This is a genomic window from Pantoea sp. C1E2 (assembly GCF_056491465.1).
On record NZ_JBSZHT010000002.1, the window covers coordinates 2,543,623 to 2,564,718 of the forward strand.

General features: G+C 55.0%; 18 protein-coding genes. 10 read left to right on the plus strand and 8 right to left on the minus strand.

The window, feature by feature from the left end; all coding sequences use genetic code 11:
* Positions 1 to 124: 124 nt before the first annotated feature.
* Genes ACXI0A_RS12245 through pspA form a run of 6 tightly spaced genes read right to left on the minus strand, consistent with a single transcriptional unit; the run spans position 125 to position 4,163 of the window.
* Positions 125 to 1,186, minus strand: coding sequence for a TIGR01620 family protein (locus ACXI0A_RS12245; RefSeq protein WP_476148572.1), 1,062 nt, complete (start codon positions 1,184 to 1,186; stop codon positions 125 to 127).
* Positions 1,183 to 2,580 (minus strand): YcjX family protein, encoded by a 1,398-nt coding sequence (locus ACXI0A_RS12250; protein WP_476148570.1) that lies wholly within the window; start codon positions 2,578 to 2,580, stop codon positions 1,183 to 1,185. The genes ACXI0A_RS12245 and ACXI0A_RS12250 overlap by 4 nt, the downstream gene beginning before the upstream one ends.
* Positions 2,561 to 2,809 carry a phage shock protein PspD gene (gene pspD, locus ACXI0A_RS12255; RefSeq protein WP_224931939.1) on the minus strand — a complete coding sequence of 83 codons (249 nt, stop codon included), beginning with the start codon at positions 2,807 to 2,809 and terminating at the stop codon, positions 2,561 to 2,563. Before pspD ends, ACXI0A_RS12250 begins: the two co-directional genes overlap by 20 nt.
* 57 nt (positions 2,810 to 2,866) lie before the next feature.
* Positions 2,867 to 3,214, minus strand: coding sequence for an envelope stress response membrane protein PspC (pspC, locus tag ACXI0A_RS12260; protein ID WP_476148569.1), 348 nt, complete (start codon positions 3,212 to 3,214; stop codon positions 2,867 to 2,869).
* Positions 3,211 to 3,438, minus strand: coding sequence for an envelope stress response membrane protein PspB (pspB, locus tag ACXI0A_RS12265; protein ID WP_476148568.1), 228 nt, complete (start codon positions 3,436 to 3,438; stop codon positions 3,211 to 3,213). The genes pspC and pspB overlap by 4 nt, the downstream gene beginning before the upstream one ends.
* Positions 3,439 to 3,497: 59 nt before the next feature.
* Positions 3,498 to 4,163 (minus strand): phage shock protein PspA, encoded by a 666-nt coding sequence (pspA, locus tag ACXI0A_RS12270; RefSeq protein ID WP_224931934.1) that lies wholly within the window; start codon positions 4,161 to 4,163, stop codon positions 3,498 to 3,500.
* 163 nt (positions 4,164 to 4,326) lie between these two features.
* On the opposite strand from pspA, the gene pspF reads away from it, so the two are divergent.
* The 8 genes from pspF (at position 4,327) to ACXI0A_RS12310 (ending at position 13,568) form a co-directional block, all read left to right on the plus strand.
* Positions 4,327 to 5,325 (plus strand): phage shock protein operon transcriptional activator, encoded by a 999-nt coding sequence (gene pspF, locus ACXI0A_RS12275; RefSeq protein WP_476148567.1) that lies wholly within the window; start codon positions 4,327 to 4,329, stop codon positions 5,323 to 5,325.
* 638 nt (positions 5,326 to 5,963) lie between these two features.
* Positions 5,964 to 7,586: an ABC transporter substrate-binding protein SapA gene (gene sapA / locus ACXI0A_RS12280; RefSeq protein ID WP_224931929.1), complete on the plus strand. Its 1,623-nt coding sequence runs from the start codon at positions 5,964 to 5,966 to the stop codon at positions 7,584 to 7,586.
* 2 nt (positions 7,587 to 7,588) lie between these two features.
* Positions 7,589 to 8,554 carry a putrescine export ABC transporter permease SapB gene (sapB, locus tag ACXI0A_RS12285; RefSeq protein ID WP_224931927.1) on the plus strand — a complete coding sequence of 322 codons (966 nt, stop codon included), beginning with the start codon at positions 7,589 to 7,591 and terminating at the stop codon, positions 8,552 to 8,554.
* On the plus strand, positions 8,541 to 9,431 hold the full coding sequence (gene sapC, locus ACXI0A_RS12290; RefSeq protein WP_224931926.1) for a putrescine export ABC transporter permease SapC: 891 nt from the start codon (positions 8,541 to 8,543) through the stop codon (positions 9,429 to 9,431). The genes sapB and sapC overlap by 14 nt, the downstream gene beginning before the upstream one ends.
* The gene (sapD, locus tag ACXI0A_RS12295; protein ID WP_200570279.1) at positions 9,431 to 10,426 is read left to right on the plus strand and encodes a putrescine export ABC transporter ATP-binding protein SapD; all 996 of its coding nucleotides are present in this window, start codon (positions 9,431 to 9,433) and stop codon (positions 10,424 to 10,426) included. The genes sapC and sapD overlap by 1 nt, the downstream gene beginning before the upstream one ends.
* Before the next feature lie 2 nt (positions 10,427 to 10,428).
* Positions 10,429 to 11,232, plus strand: coding sequence for a putrescine export ABC transporter ATP-binding protein SapF (sapF, locus tag ACXI0A_RS12300; protein ID WP_224931924.1), 804 nt, complete (start codon positions 10,429 to 10,431; stop codon positions 11,230 to 11,232).
* A gap of 140 nt (positions 11,233 to 11,372) precedes the next feature.
* Positions 11,373 to 12,161 (plus strand): enoyl-ACP reductase FabI, encoded by a 789-nt coding sequence (fabI, locus tag ACXI0A_RS12305; protein ID WP_007892455.1) that lies wholly within the window; start codon positions 11,373 to 11,375, stop codon positions 12,159 to 12,161.
* A gap of 285 nt (positions 12,162 to 12,446) precedes the next feature.
* Positions 12,447 to 13,568 (plus strand): CMD domain-containing protein, encoded by a 1,122-nt coding sequence (locus tag ACXI0A_RS12310; RefSeq protein WP_476148564.1) that lies wholly within the window; start codon positions 12,447 to 12,449, stop codon positions 13,566 to 13,568.
* On the opposite strand, the gene ACXI0A_RS12315 is transcribed toward ACXI0A_RS12310, so the two are convergent.
* Positions 13,565 to 14,461, minus strand: a complete 897-nt coding sequence (locus ACXI0A_RS12315) for a LysR substrate-binding domain-containing protein (RefSeq protein WP_476151053.1) — start codon at positions 14,459 to 14,461, stop codon at positions 13,565 to 13,567. The two genes, ACXI0A_RS12310 and ACXI0A_RS12315, sit on opposite strands and share 4 nt — an antisense overlap.
* Positions 14,462 to 14,713: 252 nt before the next feature.
* The gene (locus ACXI0A_RS12320) at positions 14,714 to 16,303 is read right to left on the minus strand and encodes a PTS transporter subunit EIIC (RefSeq protein ID WP_476148563.1); all 1,590 of its coding nucleotides are present in this window, start codon (positions 16,301 to 16,303) and stop codon (positions 14,714 to 14,716) included.
* 246 nt (positions 16,304 to 16,549) lie between these two features.
* On the opposite strand from ACXI0A_RS12320, the gene ACXI0A_RS12325 reads away from it, so the two are divergent.
* Positions 16,550 to 18,859, plus strand: a complete 2,310-nt coding sequence (locus tag ACXI0A_RS12325) for an FdhF/YdeP family oxidoreductase (protein WP_224931918.1) — start codon at positions 16,550 to 16,552, stop codon at positions 18,857 to 18,859.
* A 126-nt stretch (positions 18,860 to 18,985) separates the two neighbouring features.
* Positions 18,986 to 20,920, plus strand: a complete 1,935-nt coding sequence (locus tag ACXI0A_RS12330; RefSeq protein ID WP_476148562.1) for an exoribonuclease II — start codon at positions 18,986 to 18,988, stop codon at positions 20,918 to 20,920.
* Positions 20,921 to 21,096: the final 176 nt, after the last annotated feature.

Sequence of the window (21,096 nt, forward strand, 5' to 3'; positions counted from 1 at the left end):
ACGCGAAGAAGTGTAGCGGAACGACCCATAATAATCCCGCCAAATATCACATTTAACAAAGATAATTTCACCTTTCACCCGGTTTGCAGCGTGAAAGGTGAACAAAGAGAGATTATTTAGCAGCCTACCCTGGTTTACCCCCACTCTTAGACAGGGATTCTTTCAGCTGAACCAGTAACTCCCGACGGAAATCCCCGAGACGCGGCTTATCATCTTCCAGCCATGGCAGCGGACGACACAGTTCCATGGCTTTGATGCCTAATCTCGCGGTCAGCAAGCCGGCGCCAATGCCCTGAGCGGCGCGCGCCGAGAGGCGTGCCGCGATGTCCTGCGACATCCAGTCCATCCCCACTTCACGCACCAGCTCGGAGGCACCGGCAAAAGCCATGTTCAGCAATACCAGGCGAAACAGGCGGATGCGGCTGAAATAGCCCAACTCAATGCCATAAATAGCCGCAATACGATTAACCAGCCGCAGGTTGCGCCAGGCAATAAATGCCATGTCCACCAGCGCCAACGGGCTCACCGCGATCATCAGCGTGGATTCTGCTGCGTGGCGGCTGATCTCGCGATGCGCCTGACGATCCAGTACCGGTTGCACCAGCTGGGCGTAAAGCATCACAATTTCGCGATCGTTATGGGTTTCATGCAGCGCCGCGTGCCAGCGCTGCAGAGCCGGGTGTGCCTGATCGAGCTGCGCCTGCTGAGCCAGCTTTTCGCAAAAAGCGCGGCCTTTACCGATACCGTGGCTGTGCAGTAATTCACGCCCGATATCGCGCTCCTCGGCTCGCTGGCGCAGTCGGTAAAGACGACGCCATTCGCCGATTAATGCCCCGGCTCCGGCAATCACAATCAGGCTTCCTGCCACCCCGGTGCCGAGTGAAAACCAATCGCGCGTAATCCAGGCATCATGCATCCACTGAGCGCCCTGCGCGACCACGCTGATACCAAAAATTCCCAGCCCCGCCCCCACCATCTTGCGCCATAAACTGCGTTTGGGGCGAAGCGCGGCCTCAACCACTTTTTCGCCTTCGCCCTCTGCCAGCGGCTCCGACTCTGGTGTAGCAAGAAACGCGCCCTCGCTTTCCTCACTGAAGGTGTGTGCCGCACGCAGCGGTGGTTGCGCATCAGCTTCCAGCGGACGGGCAAAATCAATGCGCGGTTTTATAGGGGTTTCGTCGCTCATCGCAATTTATCTCCAAGTAAAAATTCCAGCGCGGCATCCATGCGAATGTGCGGCAGCGGCCGATCGACATCCAACTGCTGCGGCTGGAACTGTTCAAACTGAAATCCTTGCTGCTGCCAGAACTGATGTCCGGGCAAACGTGGCGGCACTTCGCCGGGATAAAAGGTCAGTGCTTCACCATCATTAAGACGATGGCCGCGCAGTGCTGGCATTTTCTCACCACGATGATCCACCAGCCCACTTTCTGTGGCCTGCACCGATGCCAGTCCAAGGCAATCCATGCTGATTCCTTCAAACGCCGCGTTTTGCCAGGCATCCTGAACCAATTGCTGTAACAGCGACACCATATTGGCGTGCTGATCGGACGTGATATGGTCGGCTTTGGTAGCGGCAAACAGCAACTTATCGATCACCGGGGAAAACAGACGACGGAACAGCGTGCGCTGCCCATAATGGAAGCTCTGCATCAACTGCGTGAGTGCCAGCCGCATATCATTGAACGCTTGCGGTCCGCTGTTTAACGGCTGCAAACAATCCACCAGCACGATCTGGCGATCAAATCGCAGAAAATAATTTTTGTAGAAACCTTTCACCACGTGCTGGCAGTAGTAGTTAAAGCGTTGCTGCAGCACGGCAAAGTTACTGCCTGCAGGAGCCTGCAACAGCTTGCTGGCGTGAATCTCATCCACCTGTGGCCACGGGAAGAACTGCAGCGCCGGGGCGCCTGCCATATCGCCTGGCAGCACAAAGCGGCCTGGCTGAATAAAGTGCAACCCCTCGGTTTTGCACTGATGCAGATAATCCGTCCAGGCAACGGCAATCTCCGCGAGACGATTTTCATCCGCTACTGCGAAAGGATCGAGATCCTTTGACAGTCTATGCCAGCGCGCTGCCCACTGCTGGCGATCGCCCTGCAGCAAGCCCATCATCTGTCGTGACCAATTGAGGTAATCCTGCGCCAGCATCGGCAGATCGAGCAGCCATTCCCCGGGATAATCAACGATTTCAAGATACAGCGTGGCGGTATCTTTGAAGTGGCGCAGCAGTGATTGCTCAGGACGATAACGCAGCGCAAGGCGCATTTCGCTGACACCGCGCGTCGGCGTTGGCCAGACGGGAGGCGTACCGTAAAGTTGTGCCAGCCCTTCGTCATAGGTAAAACGTGGCGTCCCCAGCTCACGCTGCGGCACACGTTTAACGCCCAGCAGGCGCTCTTCGCGCACCACGGAAAACAGCGGCAATCGGGCGCCGCTGTGGACATTAAGAAGTTGGTTCACCAGTGAGGTGATAAAGGCGGTTTTCCCGCTGCGGCTCAGGCCGGTTACTGCGAGGCGCAGATGGCGGTCAACACCGCGGTTCATCAACGCCGACAATTCATTTTGCAGTCTTTTCATCGTTTTCCCTGATGAAACGTGCTGACAGGCGATTAAATACCTTACTCAGCAACGGTTCCAGGGCGGCCGCCAGTAACAGGCGCAACGGGCGACGCGCCACCGATTTTACTGCCCAGCCAGCCAAGCCGCCGGGCCCATAGGTTACTGCACTGATAATGATAAATTTCCCCGCCGACTTCAACGCAGGTGTCGCGCGGCGGCGCAGAGCAGTGATACGCGGATTGTACATGTCCACTCCTTAAGAATATGCGATGAAGCGGACCCGCTATGGGTCCGGCGAAAAAAATCAGATTTGACGGAAGCGACTACGCACGCTGAAGGTCTCGGAGGTGACGTAGCGTTCAATATCTTGCACGTTACGCTCATCACTTTTCAACGATGTTTCCAGCTCATCCAACAAATCTCGTGCAGTAGGCATATGCTGGTCAGGTGCATCAGCCGGCTTTTCGTCCAGCACAAAGCCAAGAATGAAATACGCCACCACGGTAAACATAAACAGCCCGAGGAACAGCGATAGCACCACAATCACACGCAACAGTCGCACCGGAATATCAAGATACTCCGCCAGACCGGCACAAACGCCGCGAACCTTGCCCTGCTGCGGGATACGCCACAGCTTGCGGCCATTCATCATGGTTGCCTCCAGCTTGGATGCTCTGCATCCAGAATGGCTTCGAGTGCTTCCACACGTTCACGCATGCGACGCGCGTCTTGCGTCAACTGTTGCAGACGCTGCATATCGCCTGACGACAACTCCGCGCCACCGTTGCGTTTGTTGCTGTAGTGCAGCCATAACCAGATCGGCGCTACGAAGAGCACGAAGATCGTCAGGGGTATGGCGAGAAAAAGTGCGCTCATTGACTCTCCTTAATCATTAACACTCTGGTCGAGGGGCTCAGCGTCGAGCCCCACACCCTTCACTCGCTGCGGTTCATTTTGGCTTTCAGCGCGGCCAGCTGCTGGCTGATTTCGTCATCAGCTTTCAGCTCGGCAAACTCCTGGTCGAGGCCTTTTGGCTTACCAAAACGCTGACTTTCCGCTTCCGCTTCCATGTGGTCGATACGACGTTCGAAGGACTCAAAACGCGCCATCGCATCATCCAGTTTGCCACTGTCCAGTTGACGGCGCACATCGCGGGAAGAAGACGCCGCCTGATGGCGCAGCGTCAGCGCCTGCTGGCGTGCACGGGTTTCGCTGAGTTTTTTCTCCAGCTCACCAATCTCACCTTTCATCCGATCCAGCGTCTCTTCCACCTGAGTCGCTTCCTGCTTGAGTGCCGCAATCAAATCGGTCAGTTTCTGTTTTTCAATCAGCGCAGAACGCGCTAAGTCTTCTTTTTCTTTGCTTATAGCCAGTTCGGCTTTTTCCTGCCATTCAGCCTGCTGAATTTCGGCCTGCTCGATACGGCGCAGCAGCTGTTTCTTTTCAGCCAGCGCGCGCGCTGAGGTGGAGCGAACTTCCACCAGCGTGTCTTCCATTTCCTGAATCATCAGGCGTACCAGTTTCTGCGGATCTTCGGCGCGTTCCAGCAGGGAATTAATGTTAGCGTTCACGATGTCGGCGAAACGAGAAAAAATACCCATAATGATGTTCCTCTATTTGTCATGTGGTTGTGCGGTGCACGATTTCTTAATACAAATGCCGTGCCAACTTTTAATTTATTGATTTTAAACAGTTTGCATATTTTACATTCGCGCAGGCATCCATTAAGGTAGTGAAATTGATTAACCAGTGGCGAAATTCATCATGGCAAACGGCAACGATAATCTGTTAGGCGAGTCGAATAACTTTCTTGAGGTGTTAGAACAGGTCTCGCGTCTCGCGCCGCTGGAAAAACCGGTGCTGGTGATTGGCGAGCGCGGAACCGGTAAAGAGTTAATTGCCAGCCGCCTGCACTATCTCTCCGACCGCTGGCAAGGGCCCTTTGTGTCGCTTAACTGTGCGGCGCTCAATGAAAATTTGCTGGATTCCGAACTGTTCGGTCACGAAGCCGGGGCGTTTACCGGGGCGCAAAAACGTCATCTTGGCCGCTTTGAGCGCGCTGATGCCGGCACCTTATTCCTCGATGAGCTGGCGACCGCGCCGATGCTGGTTCAGGAAAAGTTGCTACGCGTCATCGAATACGGACAGCTGGAACGTGTGGGCGGCAATCAGTCGTTGCAGGTCAATGTGCGTCTGGTGTGTGCCACCAATGAAGATTTACCCGCGCTGGCCGCGGCAGGAAAATTCCGCGCCGACCTGCTCGATCGTCTCGCCTTTGACGTGGTGCAACTGCCGCCGTTGCGTGAACGCCGCAGTGACATTCTGGTGATGGCCGAGCATTTTGCTATTCAGATGTGTCGTGAGCTCGGCCTGCCGTTATTCCCCGGTTTCAGCGAGCGCGCTCAGCTCACGCTGCTCACCCACAACTGGCCGGGCAACGTGCGTGAATTGAAGAATGTGGTGGAGCGCTCGGTGTATCGCCATCACAGCGCCGAAGAAGAACTGGATAATATCATCATTAACCCGTTCGCTCCGCGCAGCACCCCGCCCCAAATAATCCCCGATCCCAGCACCAGCGGCTTACCCGCCCTGCCACTCGATCTGCGTCAGTGGCAAAACCAGCAGGAGCGCGATTTGGTCGAAGCCAGTTTACTACAGGCTAAATACAACCAACGCCGCGCCGCCGAACTGCTGCGCGTTACCTACCATCAACTGCGCGCCATGATGAAAAAGCACGGCATTCAGGCACGTGATGAAGATTGAACAACAAAGCGCGTGCTGCAAACGCTGCGCCGCAGAGTTACTGCGGGTGACGCACCAACAATTACGAGCAATGATAAAAGCACGGCATCCGGCACGTGATAAGGATTAGCCTTAAAAATGCACCCTGGTGATTATTAGGGCGTACATCGTGGCTTTGCTGCTAGCGGAGAAATCCCCACATCATCATTTAACTTTTTCAACGGCAGCTCAGGTGTGGGTCGGTTTTCCCTATAGCTTTTGCGCTGATGCAAGGCGGCAAGTGCGCTAATCCCCGGGAGCATACTTCAGTATGTGACCGGGGTTAGTGCGCGCAGCCAACGCAGCAGCAGTGCAAAAGATGACGGGAAAAACGACACACAAAAAAAAGCCCGCATTAGATGCGGGCAACTTAATACTGGAAGCAATGTGAGCAATGTCGTGCTCTTCTTCGGTAGAGCCACCGTCGAAGCGCAGATGAATAATAATCATTCCTATTATCATCTGTAAAGCCCTAATTGAGAATTTTTCTCATTTCCACACTAACATTGTGATTACCTCGCCCCCATCTTGGCGAAAAACAACACAGAATCATCGTGAATTTGGGGAGTGCGCAAGCTTTGCGATACACTCACGCTATTGCCTCAAAATCGTTGAGTTCTATGCCCAAAATATTAACTTCGCTGCTGCTTGGTCTCAGCGTATTGAGTGCGTCTGTGCTGGCCGCGCCAACCAATAACATCCGCAACAGCGGCTTTGTGTATTGCGTGAATGGCACGGTGAATACCTTCAACCCGCAGATGGTCAGCAGCGGGCTAGTGGTCGATACCCTCGCAGCACAGTTATACGATCGCCTGCTGGATGTCGATCCCTACACTTATCGCTTAATTCCCGACCTGGCACAAAGCTGGGAAGTGCGCGATAACGGCGCCACATACCGTTTCCATCTGCGCAAAGACGTTTCGTTCCAGCACACCAACTGGTTTAAGCCCACGCGAAAGATGAATGCCGACGATGTGGTGTTTAGTTTTGCGCGTATGTTTGACCGTCACCATCCGTGGCATAACGTCAACGGCGGTAGCTATCCCTACTTCGATAGTCTGCAATTTTCGGACTCGGTACAAAGCGTTAAAAAACTGGACAACGACACGGTAGAAATCCGTCTCAACAGTCCGGATGCCTCTTTCCTCTGGCACATCGCCACGCATTACGCGCCCATTCTTTCTCAGGAATACGCCGACAAACTGACGGCTAAAGGACAGCAGGAGCGTCTGGATCGCGAGCCGGTAGGCACCGGACCGTTTCAGCTAAGCGAGTACCGCACCGGGCAGTATCTGCGTCTGGCGCGCAATCCGCAGTACTGGAAAGGGGTGCCGCGTCTGCAACAGGTGGTGATCGATCTTGGTGTGGGCGGAACGGGACGTCTTTCGAAATTGCTCACCGGCGAATGCGATGTGCTGGCCTATCCCGCGGCCAGTCAGCTCTCCATTTTGCGCGATGATCCACGTCTGCGCATGACGCTGCGCCCCGGCATGAACATCGCCTATTTAGCTTTCAACACGCGTAAACCGCCACTGGATCGCCCGGAAGTGCGTCACGCGCTGGCGTTGGCGATCAATAACGAACGCCTGATGGAGTCGATCTATTACGGCACCGCCGAAACCGCCGCCTCCATTTTACCGCGTGCTTCCTGGGCGTATGATAATGACGCGCGCGTCACCGAATACAATCCGGCGAAAGCCCGTGAAGAGCTGAAAGCGCTCGGGCTGGAAGATCTGCACTTGCGACTCGTCGTGCCTACAACTTCACAATCCTGGAACCCCAGCCCGCTGAAAACTGCTGAGTTGCTGCAAGCCGATCTGGCTCAGGTGGGTGTCCGCGTCACCATCGCCCCGGTGGAAGGCCGTTTCCAGGAAGCGCAGCTGATGGCGATGAATCATGATCTGACGCTGACCGGCTGGGCGACAGACAGTAATGACCCGGATAGTTTTTTCCGGCCGCTGTTGAGCTGTGCAGCCATCCGTTCGCAAACCAACTTTGCGCACTGGTGTTCACCGGCGTTTGATGAGTCACTGCAAAGAGCGCTGTTATCGCAGCAGCTTTCGGCGCGCATCGACAGTTACGATCAGGCGCAGCTGATTCTGGCGCAAGAGCTTCCGGTATTGCCGCTCGCGTCATCGTTGCGCTTGCAGGCATATCGTCACGATATTAAAGGTCTGGTGCTGAGTCCGTTTGGTAATGCCTCGTTTGCCGGGGTTTACCGCGATGAGAGCAGCGAGGAATAAGCATGATCATCTATATACTGCGTCGCCTGCTGTTGCTGCTGATCACCCTGTTTTTACTGTCGCTGGTGAGTTTTAGTCTCAGCTACTTTACGCCGAATGCACCGCTGGAAGGTGCCTCGCTGTTCGATGCGTGGTGGTTCTGGTTTAAAGGCCTGCTGCAATTCGATTTCGGTGTTTCCAGCACCAACGGTCAGCTGATCGACGTGCAGCTACGCGAAGTTTTCCCCGCCACGCTGGAGCTTTGCATACTGGCCTTCATGCTGGCGCTGCTGGTCGGCATTCCACTGGGGATTTGCGCGGGCGTGATGCGCAAAAAATGGCAGGATAAACTCATCAGCGCGCTGGCACTGCTCGGCTTTTCCATGCCGGTTTTCTGGCTGGCGCTGCTGTTTACCCTGTTCTTCTCTCTGACGCTGGGTTGGCTACCGGTTTCCGGACGTTTTGATCTGCTCTACCCGGTGCAAAACATTACCGGCTTTGCGCTGATTGATGCCTGGCTGAGTCCTTCACCCTGGCGCCATGAGATGCTGATGAGTGCTCTGACACATATGATTCTGCCGGTAGTGGTACTCGCCGTCGCGCCGACCACCGAGGTGATTCGTTTACTGCGCAGCAGCACCAGCGATGTGATGGATAAAAACTATGTTAAAGCGGCGGCTACGCGCGGATTATCCCGCTTCACCGTGATTCGCCGCCATGTGCTGCACAACGCGTTGCCGCCGGTGATCCCCCGTCTGGGTTTGCAGTTTTCCACCATGCTGACGCTGGCGATGATTACTGAAGTGGTGTTTAACTGGCCGGGCATTGGCCGCTGGTTGATTAACGCCATTCGTCAGCAGGATTATGCTGCCATCTCTGCCGGTGTGATGATGGTAGGCGGTCTGGTGATTCTGGTCAGCGTGCTGTCAGATATTCTGGGTGCGGCGCTTAATCCATTGAAACACAAGGAATGGTATGCCTTACGATAATATCTATGCAGAGACGAAATTACCCAGCCCGTTTCGTCTGTTCTGGCAGCGTTTTTATCGTGATACCAGTGGCATGATTGGGTTGTACGGTTTCGGCGCCCTGCTGTTCCTGTGCCTGTTTGGCGGCTTGCTGTCGCCTTATGGCATCGACCAGCAATTCCTTGGTTATCAATTGTTGCCGCCGTCCTGGTCGCGCTACGGCGATGTCTCCTTCTTCCTCGGTACCGACGATTTGGGCCGCGATGTGCTCAGTCGTCTGCTGAGTGGTGTGGCTCCGACCGTGGGCTCGGCCGTGCTGGTCACGGTGTTGGCCGCAATCTGCGCGCTGATTCTCGGCATTCTGGCGGGCATTACCCATGGTCTGCGCTCTGCGGTGATGAATCACGTGCTGGATACGCTGCTCTCCATTCCGTCACTGCTGCTGGCGATTATCGTGGTGGCCTTTTTAGGCCCGCGCCTTGAACACGCCATGCTGGCTGTTTTGCTGGCGATCATCCCGCGTCTGGTGCGAGAGATCTATACTGCGGTACATAACGAGATGGAAAAAGAGTATGTGGTGGCGCTGCGGCTGGATGGCGCGCGTAACCTGAATATTCTGTGGAATGCGGTGTTGCCCAATGTGCTGCCGCTGCTGGTAAGTGAATTTACCCGTTCGCTATCCATGGCCATTCTCGACATTGCCGCCCTCGGTTTCCTCGATTTAGGGGCGCAACTGCCCTCACCAGAATGGGGAGCGATGCTGGGTGACGCACTGGAACTGATCTATGTGGCTCCTTGGACGGTGATGCTGCCCGGCGTAGCCCTGATGATCAGCGTATTGATCGTTAACCTGCTGGGCGACGGCGTCCGTCGTGCTGTAGAAGCGGGAGCTGAATAATGCCGCTACTTGATATTCGCAATCTCACTATCGAGTTTATGACTTCAGAAGGTCCGGTGAAGGCAGTGGATCGCATTAACCTGACGCTCAGTGAAGGCGAGGTGCGTGGGCTGGTGGGTGAATCCGGCTCTGGCAAGAGTCTGATTGCTAAAGCGATTTGTGGAGTAACCAAAGACAACTGGCGCGTCACCGCCGATCGCATGGTGTTTGACGATATCGATTTGCTACGCCTGTCACCACGCGAACGACGCCGCATTGTCGGTCATAACGTGTCGATGATTTTCCAGGAACCACAATCCTGTCTGGATCCGTCCGAGAGTATTGGCCGCCAGTTGATGCAGGCTATCCCGCGCTGGACCTTTAAAGGACGCTGGTATCAGCGCTTATGGTTCTGGCGTAAAGCACGTGCCATCGAACTGCTGCATCGTGTCGGTATTAAAGATCATAAAGACATCATGCGCAGCTTCCCGTACGAACTGACCGACGGGGAGTGTCAGAAGGTGATGATTGCCATCGCGCTGGCCAATCAGCCTCGTCTGCTGATCGCCGATGAACCCACCAATGCCATGGAACCGACCACGCAAGCGCAAATTTTCCGTTTGCTGAGTCGTCTCAATCAGAATAACAACACCACGATTCTGCTGATTAGCCATGACCTGCGCACCATGAGTCAGTGGGCGGATCGCATCAACGTGATGTACTGCGGTCAGACAGTAGAAACGGCACAAAGCGAAGATTTGATGGATACGCCGCATCATCCTTATACCCAGGCGCTGATTCGCGCGATGCCCGACTTTGGCAGTGCGCTGCCGCATAAAAGTCGCTTGAATACGCTGTCCGGGGCGATTCCCTCACTGGAACATTTACCGATTGGCTGTCGTCTTGGGCCTCGTTGCCCGTATGCGCAGCGTAAATGCATTGAGACACCGCGCCTTACTGGCACTAAATCGCATCTGTTTGCCTGTCACTTCCCGTTAAATGTGGAGGGGCAATAAGCATGGAAACGCTGCTGGAAGTGCGCAATCTGAGTAAAACCTATCGCTACCGTACCGGGCTGTTTCGCCGTCAACACGTCGAAGCCGTTAAAGGGGTGAGTTTCACCCTGCGGGAAAAGCAAACGCTGGCGGTGATAGGCGAAAACGGCTCAGGCAAATCGACGCTAGCCAAGATGTTGAGTGGCATGGTGGAGCCCACCGATGGCGAAATGCTGATTGATGACCATCCGCTGGAGTATGGCGATTACGGCTATCGCAGTCAGCGCATTCGCATGATTTTTCAGGATCCTTCGACCTCACTTAACCCGCGCCAGCGCGTCAGTCAGATCCTCGATTTCCCGCTGCGCCTGAATACCGAACTGGCTGATGAAGAGCGGGAGAAGCGCATTATTGCCACGCTGCGCCAGGTGGGTTTGCTGCGCGATCACGCCGGTTACTATCCGCATATGCTGGCACCCGGTCAGAAACAGCGTCTGGCACTGGCTCGCGCACTGATCCTGCAGCCAAAAGTGATTGTCGCCGATGAGGCCCTCGCCTCACTGGACATGACCATGCGTTCGCAGCTGGTGAATCTGATGCTGGAACTGCAGGAGAAGCACGGCATCGCCTATATTTATGTGACGCAACATATCGGCATGATGAAGCACATCAGCGATCAGGTGCTGGTGATGCATCAGGGTGAAGTGGTGGAACGTGGCGGCACGGCAGATGTGCTGGCCTCGCCGCTGCACGACCTCACCAAACGCCTGATCACCAGCCACTTTGGTGAAGCCTTAACCGCTGAAGCCTGGCGTAAAGTTCGTTGATTGATCATCACATCGCGAAAACGCGGTGCGATTTACCGCATTTGAGAGAGACGTGCTAGAATCCGCACGTCGATTAACGTCGGTCGCCTACTATTTAATCATTGCGACCGCCAACAACAATGACCATAAGGATTACAGCTATGGGTTTTCTTTCCGGTAAGCGCATTCTGATTACTGGCGTTGCCAGTAAACTCTCCATTGCCTACGGTATTGCACAGGCGATGCACAAACAGGGCGCAGAACTGGCTTTCACCTACCAGAACGACAAATTGAAAAGTCGTGTGGAAGAGTTCGCTAAAGATTTGGGTTCTGACATTGTTCTGCCGTGCGATGTGGCAGAAGACGAGAGCATCACTGCGCTGTTCACCGAACTGGCAAAAACCTGGCCAAAATTTGACGGTTTCGTTCACTCAATTGGTTTCGCACCTGGCGATCAGCTGGATGGTGACTACGTGAACGCCGTGACCCGTGAAGGCTTCAAAATCGCTCACGACATCTCTGCCTACAGCTTTGTAGCGATGGCGAAAGAGTGCCGTGCGATGCTGAACCCGAATTCAGCCCTGCTGACCCTGTCTTACCTGGGTGCAGAGCGCGCGATCCCGAACTACAACGTGATGGGTCTGGCTAAAGCGTCTCTGGAAGCCAACGTGCGCTACATGGCGAACGCGATGGGTCCTGAAGGTACGCGTGTTAACGCCGTATCTGCGGGTCCAATCCGTACCCTGGCAGCATCAGGCATCAAAGATTTCCGTAAGATGCTGGCTCACTGTGAAGCCGTTACCCCGATTCGCCGTACCGTGACCATCGAAGACGTGGGTAACTCTGCGGCCTTCCTGTGTTCTGATCTGGCAGGTGGTATCACTGGCGAAGTGGTACACGTTGATGGCGGCTTCAGCATTGCCGCGATGAACGAGCTGGAACTGAAATAAGTTCTGAAGGCGAGCCTGGTGCTCGCCTTTTTTATCTGCTCGGATGTAAGCCGCTTCCGCCGGTATTACTCTTCTCTTTCGCCTGCCATCTAACGTATCCGCGCCCCTGTCTGCTTGCTAACGCTTGAATTATCTCGCGTATAGATTCATTCGATCTTAATTATTCCCCTTCATTCTTTTGCCTCAGCCAGTGCTTCAGCGACGATAAGCTAGCCCTTTGGTGGCGATGGTCTTTTAAGATTTGCCCGTCGTGCGCCAAGTCCGTTTTTTGCGCAAGGAATGACCATGGAACAACGCCGTTCTCCCGGCCATGATCAGTGGTTTTATGAAAGCCAGACTCGTCCGCACACCCAGGCCACCGCGCCGCTGGTGCCTGAGGCGGCCTACATTGAAGATCGTTTTTTATTAGGATTGCAACAGGAGGCCACGGCGCTGCAGCCACTGTTTAGCCGCTTCCAGCCAGCATTGCTGGCAGCACGAGACATCAGCCAGATCCTGTTACCCGACAACCTCACGACTTCGTTAACCCATACTTTGACGCTTTACGATCGTTTGAGCACCGCGTTAACCGTGGCGCAGGTTGCGGGCGTGCAGCGGCTTTGCAACCACTACTCTGCGCGGCTGAACCCGTTGCCAGGCCCGGATTCATCACGAGAGAGCAATAACCGCCTGACGCAAATTACCCAATATGCGCGCCAGTTAGCGATGCAGCCTGCCTTAATCAATGCAAATAGTATCAGCGCGCTGGATGCCGTCGGACTGACCGAACCGGATATTGTAACGCTCAATCAGTTAGTGGGTTTTGTCAGCTATCAGGCACGCGTCGTTGCCTCTCTGCAGGCGTTGATGGGATTGCCGGTACGTTGGATCCCCGGCGTCTCTCCGCCAGCGGATGCCGAGGTAGCGTTCTTTGCTCGTGACGCTGCATGGCAGCACGCGCTTAAGCCGGTTGAATTGCGCTATGCCAGTGCCGATCAACTGGCGGCGATGACCTTTTGTCAGGGTATAGAAGGATTGGACGAGCCGGTTTGGTTGCTGGTGCATGACGCGCAGGCGCTGTATGGCTGGGCAACCTTGCAACAGCGCATCGGCGAACATCATGACGAGGAAGCCGCGTTGGCGCTGGCAACCAGTGCGCGCATCCTGGGCTGTCAGCGCCAGTTTGCGCGCCATGCCGGCAGCGAGCGCGAAGCGTTGCTGGCAGATATTGATAAAGCGGGAGAAACACAGCCGTTGATTGGCGTTAGCGCTCAGTTGGTTCGCATGCCAGAGCGCTTTAGCGCGGCGCACCTGCAACCCTTGCTGAATGCGGGATGGAGAACCGAACGCATTTTCACGCTGTTGCAGGCAGTGGCGTTTGCCAGTTGGCAGGATCGGTTATGGATGGCACTGGGCGAAACGCGTTAATCCGGCAGATGCCGTCGCGCTTCGTCAAAGAAATGTTGAGCCAGCGGCGATGCCCTGCCCGGCTCAGCAATCACTAACGCGGCCTGGCGCCCCATGGGCGCCATCTCAATCGGGCGCCGCGCCAGATCCTGCAGCAGCTCCGGCAGCAAATGGCCGTGAGGTGAAACCATCACGCCTAATCCCACCTGCGCACTCTGCAACAGCTGCATAATCGACGCACTTTCGACGATCACTCTTGGCAGCAGGCCGGTTTCACGCAGCTGTCCATCCACATAACGCCGGAAATAGCGCGTTGGCTCGGCGAGGCACAACGGTTGTTGCGCCAACAACGTGAGTGAAAGGGTTGAGTGTTCCAGCAATTCCGGAAAATGTTGAGGATTAAAAATTGCTTCGACGCCTGGATCTTTCAACAATGCGGTCTGGAAATGCAGTTCGCGCAGTGCGGTCAGCTCAAAAAATCCAATCCCGCCATCCACGGTGTGGCTGTTGAGCGCTTCCAGCAATTGATCGGCGCTCATGGCTGACACGCGATAGTCCAGCTGCGGATAACGAGCTTCCACTGCTTTCAACAGCGCGGGCAGCGCGACACTGCATTGCGGCATCACGCCCAGCCGTAAGGTGCCGTTGACGCCATGCTTCAGCGATTCAACTTCCAGCTTCAGGCCCGAGTAAACCGACACGATCTCACGCGCCCAGGTCAGTACGCGTTCCCCTTCCGGCGTAAAGCCGTCAAAGTTGTTGCTGCGATTGATCAGCGATAAGCCCAGCTCGCGCTCAAGATTTTTTAACCGCATCGATAAAGTCGGCTGACTGACAAAACTGGCCTCTGCAGCGCGGCCGAAATGGCGTTCACGCTCTAAATTGCAGAGGTAGATCAATTGCTTAATGTCGATGTTAATATCCGCCCTGAAGTCACGATCGCGCTATGTTAGCAAACCCGCGCGGCTTTATCCGGTTCACATTGCAAAAAGCACAAAGGCCGCCGTTCGGCAGCCTTCGGTTGAAAGTTAATGCCCCACCCGGCGCTTATCTCCGGCACTCTTAATGGCTTAGCTCTTGAAGGGGCGAAGTCATCATCCCCGATCTCAGCGTTGGGCATTTAACATTGATTGCTAAATTTATTATTAGCGTGGTAACTAAATGTGTTATGCCACGCCCAGGGCACTTTTCACATCGTTGGCAATCTTCTCGACCTGCGGGCCATAAATCACCTGAACATCATGTTCGCTGACACGGTTAACCCCATTTGCGCCGGTAGTCATCAACGTCTGATCGACCACTTCATTCATCTGTTTCACTCGCACCCGCAGACGAGTGAAGCAGCAATCGATGTCCTCTATATTGGCCTCGCCGCCCAGCCCGCTAATAATCACTTTGGTGCGTTCATCGGCGGTGACCTGCGCGGTTTGTGGCTCTTCATCGGATTCGCGTCCTGGCGTTTCCACCCGCATCCGCGTGATGACAAAACGAAAACCGTAATAATAAATCGGCACATAGATTACCCCGAGCACGACCGTCCACCACCAGTGAGTTTTGCTGCCGCCAAGGATGCCAAACACCACCAGGTCAATAGCACCACCCTGCACATTGCCGATCATCAGATGCAGCATCGACATCAGCATAAACGACAGACCGGTCAACAACGCATGGAGGATGTAGAGCACCGGAGAGACAAAGATGAAGCAGAACTCCAGCGGTTCGGTGATGCCCGTGGTGAATGACGTCAGTGCGCCCGCCAGCACCAGTGCTTTAACACGCTGCTTATGTTCCGGACGCGCGGTGTGGTAGATCGCCAGCGCGGCAGCAGGTAAACCAAACATCATGACCGGGATTTTGCCCTGGGCAAGAAACTGCGTGGCGCTGCGCACCGTGTCATCAGGAATCGCGCCGGGATGGGTCAGCGAGCTATTGAAGATGTTTAAAGCGCCCACGATGGTTTGTCCATCCACCGTCGCCATGCCACCGATTGGCGTGAAGCGCACAGTTTCATTAAGAATGTGGTGCAAGCCAGTCGGAATCAGCAGGCGTTCTCCGGTGCCCAACAAAAACGCGCCGTACTGTCCACTTTTGCCAATCATCTGCCCTACCCATGCAATCCCCTGGCCAATGGTCGGCCAGACCATCGCCAACAGCACGCCAATCAAGGGCAGTACCACCACAGTCACGATGGGTACAAAGCGCCGTCCACCAAAAAAACTGATCGCAGTCGGCAATTGCTGAGTGTAGAAACGGTTGTGCAATGCCACGGTGATCAGCCCTGCAATCACCCCACCGAGCACGCTCATGTTGTAGGTGAAAACCCCGAGCATCTCGATGTATTCGGCCGAAGTCATCATGGCCGTGGTTTGATCCATGCCCGCTTCCTGTAGGGCAGCCGGCGTGGTGGTGACTGCAGTCAGCCCTTTCGCCGCCAGCGTGGCGTTGATCCCCACGTTCATGGCGATATAACCAATCACTGCCGCAAACGCCGCGGTGGGTTTCTCCGCTTTTGCTAAGCCAATCGCACTGGCCACCGCAAAGAAAACCGGCAGATTGGCAAAGAGCGCCGCTGCAACTTTACGGATAAAGCCGATGATCAGTTGCGGCACCTGCATATTGGCGAAAGCATCGCCGGTCACTGCGGGGTTCTGCATTGCCGCCGCCAGTCCGAGAAAGATACCCGCGGCGGCGATGACCGAAATCGGCATCATCAACGCTTTACCAAAGGCGTGAATTTGACTGGCCAGATTCTTCATGTGTGCGCCCTTTCCTCAATTGAAAGAGCAATTATTAGCCAGTTATTGATATTGCACGTCGCCGCACGTCTGATCAGCCAACAATATTTGAAGTGCATCACACTTAGCGGACGTTCATCGCGATAAACGCCGCCTATCGCACCATTAAACCAATCAATTAGACAACTTTTGCAGTCAGTCGCACACTTTCCCTCAACAGAAGTCATATTCTGATAACAATTCATAAACAATAAGCCTGCAACGACTATGAAATTTAAACGTAAGATTCAGCCTTATCGTGCCGCTGCTGGCGGCTGGGGCTCTTTGGAAGCAACCACCCGTTTTGTCCTTGATAGTAAAGCTGCCCTGAAAAACATGCGTAATTTGATGCGTATGAACAAAGCTCGCGGCTTTGACTGCCCAGGTTGCGCGTGGGGTGATGACAATAAAAGTACCTTCAGCTTCTGTGAGAACGGCGCAAAAGCCGTGACCTGGGAAGCGACCCGCCGCGTGGTGGAGCCTGAGTTTTTTGCGCAGCACAGCGTGAGTACGCTTTACCAACAGAGCGACTATTTCCTTGAGTATCAGGGACGTCTGACGCATCCAATGCGCTACAACAGCGCCACCGATCACTATGAACCGATCAGCTGGGACGATGCGCTGGCGATGATTGCCCGTCATCTTAAAGCGATGGATCATCCCGACCAGATGGAACTTTACACTTCCGGTCGCGCCAGTAACGAAGCTTCATGGCTTTATCAGCTGTTTGGCCGCGTGATGGGCACCAATAACTTCCCTGACTGTTCCAACATGTGCCACGAAGCCAGCGGCACCGGCTTGAAACGCAGTATTGGCGTCGGTAAAGGCACCATCCGCCTCGATGACTTTGACCACGCTGACGCGATTTTCGTTATCGGTCAGAATCCAGGCACTAACCATCCACGTATGCTGCACAGCCTGCGCCACGCGGCCGATCACGGTGCAAAAATTGTCACGTTTAACACCCTGCGCGAGCGCGGGCTGGAACGTTTTGCCGATCCGCAAAAACCGCTGGAAATCGTTACCTCTAAAGCAGGTACGATTAGTTCTGCCTATTACCAGCCAAATCTTGGCGGTGATATGGCGGCAATTCGTGGCATGGTGAAAACCCTGCTGGAAGTGCAGCGCGAGCGTTTAGCGGCGGGTGAACCGGGTATCTTTGATCAGGCGTTTATTGATGCCAATACCCATGGTATCGAGAGCTATCTGGCTGCCGTAGACAACACACGCTGGGACGATATCGTGCGTCAATCGGGTCTGAGCGAAGCACAGATCCGGGAAGCGGCGGCAATCTACCAGAGCGCTGAGCGCATCATCATCACCTGGGCGATGGGCGTGACTCAGCATAAACATTCGGTTGATACCGTCCGTGAAATCACCAACCTGCAGCTGCTGTTTGGCCAGCTGGGTAAAAAAGGCGCCGGCCTGTGTCCGGTGCGTGGTCACAGTAACGTGCAGGGCAACCGCACCATGGGGATCGATGAGAAACCCAATAAGCCGTTCCTTGATGCGTTAGGTAACCATTTCGGCTTCGAACCGCCGCGTGAACACGGCCATAACACCGTTGAAGCGCTGGGCGCGATGCTGCGTGATGAAGTAAAAGTGCTGATCGCCCTGGGCGGCAACCTTGCTGCCGCCGCACCCGATTCACCGGTGACGGAAGAAGCGCTGCAGCATTGCGGTCTGACCGTGCACATCAGCACCAAGCTCAATCGTAGCCATTTAGTGCCGGGTCACGAAGGTTTGATCCTGCCGACGCTGGGCCGTACGGAACGCGACCGTCAGGCCAGCGGTAATCAGTTCATCACCGTTGAAGACTCTTTCAGCATGGTGCACGCCTCAGAAGGCGTGGGTATTCCACTGGCAGACACGCAGCGCTCTGAAACCGCGATTGTTGCCGGTATTGCTCACGCCACGCTGGGCAGTGACAAGATTGACTGGCTGGGCATGGCGGATGATTACAATGTGATCCGCGATCACATTGGCGCCACCATTCCAGGCTTTGCCGACTTCAATATCAAATGCGATATTCCGGGCGGATTCTACCTCGGTAGCGCCGCGGCAGAGTTGCGATTCAACACGCCAAGTAAACTGGCGGAATTCAGCGCGGCAGCCCTGCCAACCTCACTGTTCCCGCAGTTGGGTAATGATGTTGAAGTGCCATTCACGCTGCAGACGCTGCGTTCGCATGACCAGTACAACACCACGATTTACGGCCTCGATGACCGCTATCGTGGCGTGTATGGTCAGCGTGAAGTGGTGTTTATCCACCCGGACGATATGGCGTCACTCGGCTTCAGCGAAGGCCAGTTGGTGGATATCGAAACGTTGTGGAATGATGGCCTGACGCGTCGGGTGAGTGGCTTTAAACTGGTGCCGTATAACATTCCACGCGGTAATCTCGCGGCGTATTATCCGGAAACCAACCCGCTGGTGCCGCTCTCCAGCTATGGTGACGGCAGCGGGACGCCGACCTCGAAATCGGTGCCGGTGAAACTGGCATTAACCGCTGCTCTTCCTACGCAGCGCATCGCCTAAGTCCTCTGCGTTATCAGAAGGTAAAAAGCCGCGTAATGCGGCTTTTTAGCCTGTTTTGGCCTTGCCGCGCGCCCCTGATTCGCGTAAAACTGTCCACCGCTCTTAGGCCACGAAACTAAATACATTATGTTCCAGGATAACCCGCTGCTCGCGCAGCTTAAAGAGAAGCTTCACGCGCAAACTCCGCGCGCCGAAGGTGTTGTGAAAGGCACAGAAAAAGGCTTTGGCTTCCTCGAAGTCGATGCTCAAAAAAGCTACTTCATTCCCCCTCCGCAGATGAAAAAAGTGATGCACGGTGACCGTATTTCTGCGGTGATCCACACTGATAAAGATCGCGAGAGCGCCGAGCCGGAAACCCTGATTGAGCCGTTCCTGACCCGCTTTGTTGGCCGCGTACAGAAGAAGGACGATCGTTTGTCGATTGTGCCTGACCATCCGCTGCTGAAAGAGGCGATTCAGTGCCGCGCTGCCCGTGACGTCACCCATGATTTCCAGAATGGCGACTGGGCCGTGGCTGAAATGCGCCGCCATCCGCTTAAAGGCGATCGCGGATTCTATGCTGAACTCACCGAATTCATTGTCACTGCGAACGATCACCTCGCGCCGTGGTGGGTCACCCTGTCACGCCATAATCTGGAACGTGAAGCCCCTAATGTCGGCTTCGGCGAGATGCTGGATGAGCAGTTACAACGCGAAGACCTCACCGCGCTAAACTTCGTGACTATCGACAGTGCCAGCACGGAAGATATGGATGATGCGCTGTATGTTGAAGAGCAGGCTGACGGCCATCTGCTGCTGACCATTGCCATCGCCGATCCGACCGCTTATGTAGCGGAAGGCAGCGAGCTGGATAAACTGGCTTCTAAACGCGCCTTCACCAATTATCTGCCTGGTTTCAACATCCCCATGCTGCCACGCGAACTGTCTGATGACATCTGTTCGCTGCGTCCAAATGTGCGTCGTCCAGCGCTGGCGTGCCGCGTCAACCTGACGCCAGATGGTAGCGTGGCAGGAGAAGTGCACTTCTTCGCCGCATGGATTGAATCCAAAGCCAAGCTGGTTTACGACGAAGTGTCGGACTGGCTGGAAAACGCCGGTAGCTGGCAGCCAGAGAACGAGGCGATTGCCGAGCAGATTCGCTTGTTGCATCGTGTGTGCCTGGCCCGCAGCGAGTGGCGTCAAACCCATGCATTGGTATTCAAAGATCGTCCTGATTACCGCTTTGTACTGGGTGAAAAAGGCGAAGTGCTGGATATCATTTCTGAGCCACGTCGCATCGCCAACCGCATCGTGGAAGAATCGATGATTCTGGCCAACGTCTGTGCGGCCAAAGTGCTGCAGGAGAAGCTGGGCTTCGGTATCTATAACCTGCACACCGGTTTTGATCTGGCGAATGCCGAGCAAGCTGCTGGCGTGCTGGCCGGTCACGGTATCACCGTGGATCCTCAGGCCATCACCACACTGGAAGGCTTCCGTCAGCTGCGCCGTGAACTGGATGCCCAGCCAACGCAGTATCTCGACAGCCGCATTCGTCGCTTCCAGAGCTTCGCTGAAGTCGGCACCGAACCGGGTCCACACTTTGGTCTGGGTCTCGAAGCCTATGCGACCTGGACATCACCGATTCGTAAATTCGGCGATATGATCAACCATCGCCTGCTGAAAGCTATTGTGCGTGGCGAAAGCATTGCGCGTCCTAAAGACGAGTTCACCACCATTATGAGTGAGCGTCGTCGCCTGAACCGCATGGCCGAGCGTGACGTGGGTGACTGGCTGTATGCGCGCTTCCTGACGCCGTCTGCGGGCACTGATCGTAAGTTCAGCGCTGAGATCATCGATGTCTCTCGCGGCGGTATGCGTGTGCGTCTGCTGGAAAACGGCGCGGTTGCCTTTATCCCTGCCCCATTCATCCACGCGGTGCGTGATGAGATGGTGTGTTCACAGGAGAGCGGCACCGTGCAGATCAAAGGCGAAGTGGCCTACCGCGTGACCGACATCATCGACGTGACCATCGCTGAAGTGCGTATGGAAACCCGTAGCGTTGTGGCGCGCCCGGCTGCCTGAGCATGAATATCCGCGGGATAACAGCCGTTATCCCGCATTTTTTCCCCTAAGTTTTATCCGATATTAAATTTGCCTTCCGCTTCACACTTCTGATTCGATTCCCTGTCGTTAACAATTCATTACATTACTTTTAACTTGTTGTATCCGATCGCCTATTTTCCCGGTCTCTACAAGGA

Coding starts and splice junctions, on each gene's coding strand:
- ACXI0A_RS12245 (WP_476148572.1), bottom strand. CDS start 1,186: ATGAGCGACGAAACCCCTATAAAACCGCGCATTGATTTTGCCCGTCCG.
- ACXI0A_RS12250 (WP_476148570.1), bottom strand. CDS start 2,580: ATGAAAAGACTGCAAAATGAATTGTCGGCGTTGATGAACCGCGGTGTT.
- pspD (WP_224931939.1), bottom strand. CDS start 2,809: ATGTACAATCCGCGTATCACTGCTCTGCGCCGCCGCGCGACACCTGCG.
- pspC (WP_476148569.1), bottom strand. CDS start 3,214: ATGATGAATGGCCGCAAGCTGTGGCGTATCCCGCAGCAGGGCAAGGTT.
- pspB (WP_476148568.1), bottom strand. CDS start 3,438: ATGAGCGCACTTTTTCTCGCCATACCCCTGACGATCTTCGTGCTCTTC.
- pspA (WP_224931934.1), bottom strand. CDS start 4,163: ATGGGTATTTTTTCTCGTTTCGCCGACATCGTGAACGCTAACATTAAT.
- pspF (WP_476148567.1), top strand. CDS start 4,327: ATGGCAAACGGCAACGATAATCTGTTAGGCGAGTCGAATAACTTTCTT.
- sapA (WP_224931929.1), top strand. CDS start 5,964: ATGCCCAAAATATTAACTTCGCTGCTGCTTGGTCTCAGCGTATTGAGT.
- sapB (WP_224931927.1), top strand. CDS start 7,589: ATGATCATCTATATACTGCGTCGCCTGCTGTTGCTGCTGATCACCCTG.
- sapC (WP_224931926.1), top strand. CDS start 8,541: ATGCCTTACGATAATATCTATGCAGAGACGAAATTACCCAGCCCGTTT.
- sapD (WP_200570279.1), top strand. CDS start 9,431: ATGCCGCTACTTGATATTCGCAATCTCACTATCGAGTTTATGACTTCA.
- sapF (WP_224931924.1), top strand. CDS start 10,429: ATGGAAACGCTGCTGGAAGTGCGCAATCTGAGTAAAACCTATCGCTAC.
- fabI (WP_007892455.1), top strand. CDS start 11,373: ATGGGTTTTCTTTCCGGTAAGCGCATTCTGATTACTGGCGTTGCCAGT.
- ACXI0A_RS12310 (WP_476148564.1), top strand. CDS start 12,447: ATGGAACAACGCCGTTCTCCCGGCCATGATCAGTGGTTTTATGAAAGC.
- ACXI0A_RS12320 (WP_476148563.1), bottom strand. CDS start 16,303: ATGAAGAATCTGGCCAGTCAAATTCACGCCTTTGGTAAAGCGTTGATG.
- ACXI0A_RS12325 (WP_224931918.1), top strand. CDS start 16,550: ATGAAATTTAAACGTAAGATTCAGCCTTATCGTGCCGCTGCTGGCGGC.
- ACXI0A_RS12330 (WP_476148562.1), top strand. CDS start 18,986: ATGTTCCAGGATAACCCGCTGCTCGCGCAGCTTAAAGAGAAGCTTCAC.